This is a genomic window from Selenomonadales bacterium (assembly GCA_017442105.1).
GTDB lineage: Bacteria > Bacillota > Negativicutes > RGIG982 > RGIG982 > RGIG982.
This window is the reverse complement of the sequence record JAFSAX010000136.1, coordinates 1-6,553: the sequence shown is the minus strand read 5'-3', so window position 1 is coordinate 6,553 and position 6,553 is coordinate 1. Positions and strand designations below refer to the sequence as shown.

The 6,553-nt window shown below is 46.6% G+C and carries 6 protein-coding genes; all 6 read left to right on the top strand.

Annotated features, from left to right (window positions below; genetic code table 11):
• The coding region (locus IJN28_05485; GenBank protein MBQ6713220.1) for a trigger factor at positions 1-812 on the top strand (812 nt) is incomplete at its 5' end.
• An 88-nt stretch (positions 813-900) separates the two neighbouring features.
• Entirely contained in the window at positions 901-1,491 is a 591-nt protein-coding gene (gene clpP, locus IJN28_05480) for an ATP-dependent Clp endopeptidase proteolytic subunit ClpP (GenBank protein MBQ6713219.1), read from the top strand.
• A 15-nt stretch (positions 1,492-1,506) separates the two neighbouring features.
• Positions 1,507-2,766, top strand: coding sequence for an ATP-dependent Clp protease ATP-binding subunit ClpX (gene clpX / locus IJN28_05475; GenBank protein ID MBQ6713218.1), 1,260 nt, complete (start codon positions 1,507-1,509; stop codon positions 2,764-2,766).
• Positions 2,767-2,997: 231 nt separating this feature from the next.
• Positions 2,998-5,313: an endopeptidase La gene (gene lon, locus IJN28_05470; protein ID MBQ6713217.1), complete on the top strand. Its 2,316-nt coding sequence runs from the start codon at positions 2,998-3,000 to the stop codon at positions 5,311-5,313.
• Positions 5,306-5,935, top strand: coding sequence for a YihA family ribosome biogenesis GTP-binding protein (locus tag IJN28_05465; GenBank protein MBQ6713216.1), 630 nt, complete (start codon positions 5,306-5,308; stop codon positions 5,933-5,935). The genes lon and IJN28_05465 overlap by 8 nt, the downstream gene beginning before the upstream one ends.
• A 58-nt stretch (positions 5,936-5,993) precedes the next feature.
• Positions 5,994-6,443, top strand: a complete 450-nt coding sequence (locus IJN28_05460) for an AsnC family transcriptional regulator (protein ID MBQ6713215.1) — start codon at positions 5,994-5,996, stop codon at positions 6,441-6,443.
• Positions 6,444-6,553 lie beyond the last annotated feature (110 nt).

The window sequence follows — 6,553 nt, the reverse complement described above, 5'->3', positions numbered from 1 at the left end:
CAAACGGCGATTTCGCTGTGATCGACTTCAAAGGCTTCGTTGATGACGTTGCATTCCCGGGTGGCGAAGGCAAAGGCTTCCCGCTCGAAATCGGTTCCGGCAGCTTCATTCCGGGCTTCGAAGAACAGCTCATCGGTGCAAAAGCAGGTTCTGAAGTAGACGTAAAAGTTACGTTCCCGACGGAATACCATGCAGCTGATCTCGCAGGCAAAGACGCTTTGTTCAAAGTAACGGTTCATGATGTAAAACGCAAAGAATTGCCGGAGCTCAACGATGAAACGGCAAAAGAACTCGGCAAATTCGATACGGTAGACGCTTGGAAAGCTGATATCCGCGCTAGACTCGAACAGACTGCAGTTGCGCAGGCTGAAAAAATGTTCCAGGCTAACGCTATCAAAGTTTGCATGGACAACACAGAGATCGATGTTCCGGAAGTTATGGTTGAAGAACGCATCAACTACATGGTACAGGATATCGCTGTAAATCTTGAAAACCAGGGTCTCAAACTCGAGCAGTACCTCGAATACATGAAAATGGATATGGCTGCTCTCCGCGCAAGCTTCAAAGACAATGCTGAGATCAATGTAAAAACTGATTTGATGCTTGAAAAAGTTGCGCAGGTTGAAAACTTGGAAGTTCAGCAGCAGGATATGGCTATGGAGATCATGGCTATGGCTGAAACTTACGGTGCAGCTCCGGAAGAAGTTAACAAGATCATCCGCGAACAGAATCGCGTAGCTGATCTTGCAAAAACTGTTTTGAGAAAGAAAGCTGCTGTACTTATCGTTGAAAACGCTGTTGTAGCGGAATAATACGAATCAGCAGATATCGAAATAAGAACGAACGGATATCCGAGAGGATTTCTGCAGATAGAGGTGAATTTCTGTGAATTATGTGCCGATGGTCGTGGAACAGTCGAGCCGTGGTGAACGTGCATACGATATTTATTCCCGACTTTTGAAAGATCGTATTATCATGTTGAGCGGTCCGATCGATGACAATGTTGCCAATCTGGTGATTGCGCAGCTCTTGTTCTTGGAGTCGGAAGACCCTGATAAAGATATCCATTTGTATATCAACAGCCCGGGCGGTGTCGTAACGGCAGGTCTTGCGATCTATGATACGATGCAGTATATTCGGCCGAATGTTTCGACGATTTGTCTCGGAATGGCTGCCAGCATGGCGTCGATCCTCTTGGCGGCAGGTGCACCCGGTAAACGGTATGCGCTTCCGTATTCGCGTGTGATGATCCATCAACCGCACGGCGGAGCACAAGGACAGGCAACGGATATTGAGATTCATGCGAAAGAAATCTTGCGTTTGCGGGAAATTGGCAATGAAATCTTTGTTCGTCATACAGGACAACCGTACGAAAAGATCCAGATGGACACGGAAAGAGATTTCTTCATGTCCAGTGAGGAAGCAAAAGAGTATGGTATTATTGATTCCGTGATTACGCGTGCCGCCGATACGGTCGGCAACCCGAAATAAAGGGGTGACATCATAATGTTGAAGTTTGGCGATGACAAAGGTCAGCTGAAATGTTCGTTTTGCGGCAAGACGCAGGAGCAGGTAAAAAAACTGGTCGCAGGGCCGGGCGTTTATATCTGTGACGAATGTATCGAGCTGTGTAATGAGATCATTGAAGAAGAACTAAATGAAAATATTACGGGTGAGTTCAAAGAACTGCCGAAACCGAAAGACATCAAAGAGGTCTTGGATCAGTATGTCATCGGTCAGGAGAAGGCGAAGAAGAATCTTGCGGTAGCAGTCTACAATCATTACAAAAGAATCAACATGGGTTCCAAAGTAGATGATGTGGAGCTCCAAAAATCCAACATCGTTATGCTCGGGCCGACAGGCAGCGGTAAAACGCTCCTCGCACAGACGCTTGCCAAGATACTCAATGTACCGTTCGCGATCGCGGATGCCACGAGCTTGACAGAAGCAGGCTATGTCGGTGAAGACGTAGAGAACATTCTCTTGAAGCTTATCCAGGCTGCCGATTATGATGTAGAAAAAGCCGAAAAAGGCATCATCTACATCGACGAGATCGATAAGATCGCTCGTAAATCGGAAAATCCGTCCATCACACGTGACGTATCGGGTGAAGGTGTTCAGCAGGCACTCCTCAAGATACTGGAAGGTACGGTTGCAAGCGTACCGCCGCAAGGTGGCCGCAAACATCCGCATCAGGAATTCATTCAGATCAATACAACTAACATCTTATTCATCTGCGGTGGCGCATTCGATGGTATCGAACGTATTATCGGTGCACGTACCGGCAAGAAGAATATGGGCTTCGGTGCGGAGATCGTAAGCAAACAGGAACAAGATATGAAAGAAGTGCTCAAAAATGTACTTCCCGAAGACTTGCTCAAGTTCGGCTTGATTCCCGAGTTCATCGGTCGTTTACCTGTTATGGTAACGCTTGAAGCACTCGACGAAGACGCACTTGTCCGCATCTTAAAAGAGCCGAAAAATGCACATACCAATCAGTACCAGAAATTCATGGAGCTCGATCATGTATCACTTGAGTTTGAAGAGGGTGCACTTCGTTCGATCGCTCAAGAAGCACTCAAACGGAAGACAGGTGCACGTGGCTTGCGCGCAATTATCGAAGACATTATGTGCAACGTCATGTATGAAGTACCGTCCGAAAAAGATGTGGTAAAATGCATCGTTACGGATGAAGTTGTAAAAGAAAAGAAAGATCCGATTCTCGTGCGCGATGACCTCAAGTTGTCTAAAGAAGAGTCGGCTTAATAGAAAAAACGGCCTTGGATTCGTCCAAGGCCGTTTTTCTGTCGTGGTCAATGTTATGACCACATATTGCCACGGTATAAAATAACGAAAGCCAGATACCATAAAACGAGAGATTGAAGAGAAGCCGAATTTCGTTTATAATATATAGGCAGGAAAATGATGGGATATAACGCATCGCTTGTGTATGAGGAGAGGCTTATATCAGAATATCATTTTTCAAGGAGGTTTTTTATGGCGAATATCAGAATGATACCGATGCTTCCGCTTCGTGGGCTATTGGTATTTCCTTATATGATGCTTCATTTAGACGTTGGCAGAGAAAAGTCTATTGAAGCTGTTGAGGCGGTCATGCTGCAAGATCGCCAGATCATGTTGTCTTCGCAGAAAGATTCGAAGATCGACGAGCCGACGGCAGAGGATATATGCGAGATCGGTACGGTAGCGGAGATCAAACAGGTGTTGAAACTGCCCGGCGGTATGATGCGTGTATTGGTAGAAGGCTTGTACCGTGCCAAGATCGTGTCGTACGAAGAAACAGAGCCGCATTATGTCGTGCAAGTAGAAGAATATCATGAAGAAGAGATCATGTCGCCCGAGATCGAAGCGCTTATGCGGGCGGCTGTCCATCAATTTGAAGAATGGGTAAAAGCAAGCCAGAAGATTCCGCCTGAAACGCTTGTTTCCATCGTTGAAACGGAAGATCAAGGCAGAATGGCCGACCTTATTGCCAGCCATCTTGTTTTGAAATTGGAAGATAAACAATTCTTGCTCGATGCCGTTGATCTGAAAACGCGTTACGAGAGATTGTGCGAGATACTCGCGCGTGAGCTTGAGATCATCGCACTCGAACGTAAGATCAGCGCGCGTGTACGCAAACAAATGGAAAAAACGCAGAAAGAGTACTATCTGCGCGAACAACTCAAGGCGATCCAAAAAGAGCTCGGCGACCGTGACGAACGTCTTGCCGAAGCTGCCGAATATCGTGAAAAATTGGCGACGGGGCACTTGCCTGCCAATGTACGCGCCAAAGCCGAAAAAGAGATCAAACGATTGGAAAAGATGCAGCCGATCTCGGCAGAGAGCGCTGTAGTACGTACGTATCTTGACTGGTTGTTCGAGGTTCCGTGGCTCAAAGAAACAGAAGATATCCTCGATATCGACCATGCAGAATCCGTCTTAGAGGCAGAACACTATGGTCTTGAAAAAGTAAAAGAACGTATCGTGGAATACCTCTCCGTACGCAAATTGACGAAAACGATGAAAGGGCCTATCCTTTGCTTGGTAGGACCTCCGGGCGTCGGTAAAACATCGCTTGCACATTCGGTAGCACACGCAATGAATCGTAAGTTCGTTCGCGTATCGCTCGGCGGTGTGCGTGATGAAGCTGAGATACGCGGTCATCGTCGTACGTATATTGGCGCGATGCCGGGGCGTATTATTCAAGGCATGCGTACAGCAGGAAGCTGCAACCCCGTATTCCTTCTCGATGAGATCGACAAAATGAGTGCCGACTTCCGCGGAGATCCGTCGGCAGCACTTCTTGAAGTACTCGACCCCGAACAAAACAATACGTTCAGCGATCACTATATGGAACTTCCATATGATTTGTCGAAGATTCTCTGGATCGTGACGGCCAACAGCCTTCATAACATTCCGCGTCCGCTTCTCGACCGCATGGAGATCATCCAGCTCTCCAGCTATACGGACGAGGAAAAAATTCAGATCGCCAAACGATATCTCATACCGAAACAACAAAAAGAACATGGCTTGACCGACGAGCTTGTTACTATCTCGAGTGGTGCGATCCCGCGTATCATTGCAGATTATACGCGCGAATCGGGCGTTCGTGAGCTTGAACGCAACATCGCCTCTGTATTCCGTAAATCGGCACGACAGATCGTGCAGGATAAGAAAAAACAGATTCGCGTGACAGCGCAGAATGTAGGCGCGATTCTCGGTAAGGCAAAATATCACCATACGCAAGTCGCGCAAGAAGGTGAAGTCGGTCTGGTGACGGGCCTTGCATGGACGCAGGTCGGCGGGGAAGTATTGCCGACAGAAGTCGTTATCCTTGCGGGCAAAGGTAACCTTACCCTCACAGGCAAACTCGGTGATGTGATGAAAGAGTCTGCCAAAGCAGGTATCAGCTATATCCGTTCTCGTGCGGAAGAATTGGCGATCGCTCCCGATTTTTATGAGAAAAACGATATCCATATCCACCTCCCGGAAGGTGCGATACCCAAAGATGGTCCATCGGCAGGCATTACCATGGCAACGGCTGTCATCTCTGCATTATCGGGGCGCGCTGTAAAAGGCGGACTTGCCATGACAGGTGAGATCACCATACGCGGTCGTGTCCTTGCTGTCGGCGGTATCAAAGAAAAAGTCCTTGCCGCATATAGACAGGGTATCCATACGGTCATTATGCCGAAGAAAAATGAAAAAGATATAGACGAACTTCCGACAAACGTAAAACGTGCGATGAGATTCGTGCTTGTTGAAACGATGGACGAGGTTCTGAAGGAAGCGTTGACTGAACATGAATGAAAAAGAAAATATGATCAACATTGTAAAAGCTAAATATGTTGCATCGGCAGTCAAAAAAGATCAATATCCCGAAAGCGTACTTCCCGAAGTCGCGTTTGTCGGCCGTTCCAATGTCGGCAAATCGTCCCTTATCAACTCGCTCAGCCGTCATCATGGTTTGGCGCGTACGAGCGGAACTCCGGGGAAAACGCAAACGATCAACTTCTATGAATTAACGGCAAAACTAAATGAAACGGAACGCAAACCGTTTCATTTAGTTGACCTGCCCGGCTATGGTTATGCCAAAACAGGTCAACAGAATCGCAAAACATGGTCGAATTTTATCCGCGAATATCTCCTCAAATCGGAGAATCTTCGCCTTATCTGCCAGCTTATCGACGTACGTCATACGCCGATGAAAAGCGACTTTGAAACATTTGCCTGGCTTGCCGAAAACGATCTGCCCGTACTTCTTGTTGCGACCAAATGTGACAAACTCAGCCGCAACGAATTGGAGAAACAAGCACGCATCATCACCAAAGCATTCGGCGTAGAGCGAGAAAACTTGCTTTGCTATTCATCTGTAACGCATGCAGGACGTGCAGACTTGCTTGACGTAATACATGAAAATTTGTTACAATAACTAAGTATGAACATAAAAAAGAACAAGTTCGTGAATATAAGTAAAGTAGGGAACAAATATGCTGTCTGCGTTTGATAAATCACTATTGAATATGCTGCAAACAGACCTTCCGATCGCGAAGCGTCCGTTTGCTGTTTTGGCGGAAAGACTTGGTACAGAAGAAGCTATTGTCTTAGAACGTCTTACTTGGCTCAAGGAGAACGGCTACATACGCCGAATCGGCCCGTTCTTTGATTCCGTCGCGCTCGGATATACGGGCACGCTCGTTGCGGTGAACGTAGAAGAAGAGCACTTAGAAGCAGTTGCCGAAAAGATCAACGAATATGTAGAGATCACCCACAATTATGAGCGCGAAAGCGAATATAATCTGTGGTTCACGCTTCTTACTCCGACCCTTGAAAGACAAAAAGAGATATTAGACACGATCGAAAAGCAAAAAGGCGTTCGTCGTCTTTTAAGCTTGCCCACGACGAAGAAATTCAAAATTAGTGTGCAATTTAAATTGTAGTAGGTGAAAATATTGTTGGATGCACTCGATAAAAAAATTATTTGTATGATGCAGGATGAATTTCCGTTAGTGGAAAATCCCTACCAAGAAATTGCAGATAAGATCGGCAT

Coding starts and splice junctions, on each gene's coding strand:
- clpP (MBQ6713219.1), top strand. CDS start 901: ATGGTCGTGGAACAGTCGAGCCGTGGTGAACGTGCATACGATATTTAT.
- clpX (MBQ6713218.1), top strand. CDS start 1,507: ATGTTGAAGTTTGGCGATGACAAAGGTCAGCTGAAATGTTCGTTTTGC.
- lon (MBQ6713217.1), top strand. CDS start 2,998: ATGGCGAATATCAGAATGATACCGATGCTTCCGCTTCGTGGGCTATTG.
- IJN28_05465 (MBQ6713216.1), top strand. CDS start 5,306: ATGAATGAAAAAGAAAATATGATCAACATTGTAAAAGCTAAATATGTT.
- IJN28_05460 (MBQ6713215.1), top strand. CDS start 5,994: ATGCTGTCTGCGTTTGATAAATCACTATTGAATATGCTGCAAACAGAC.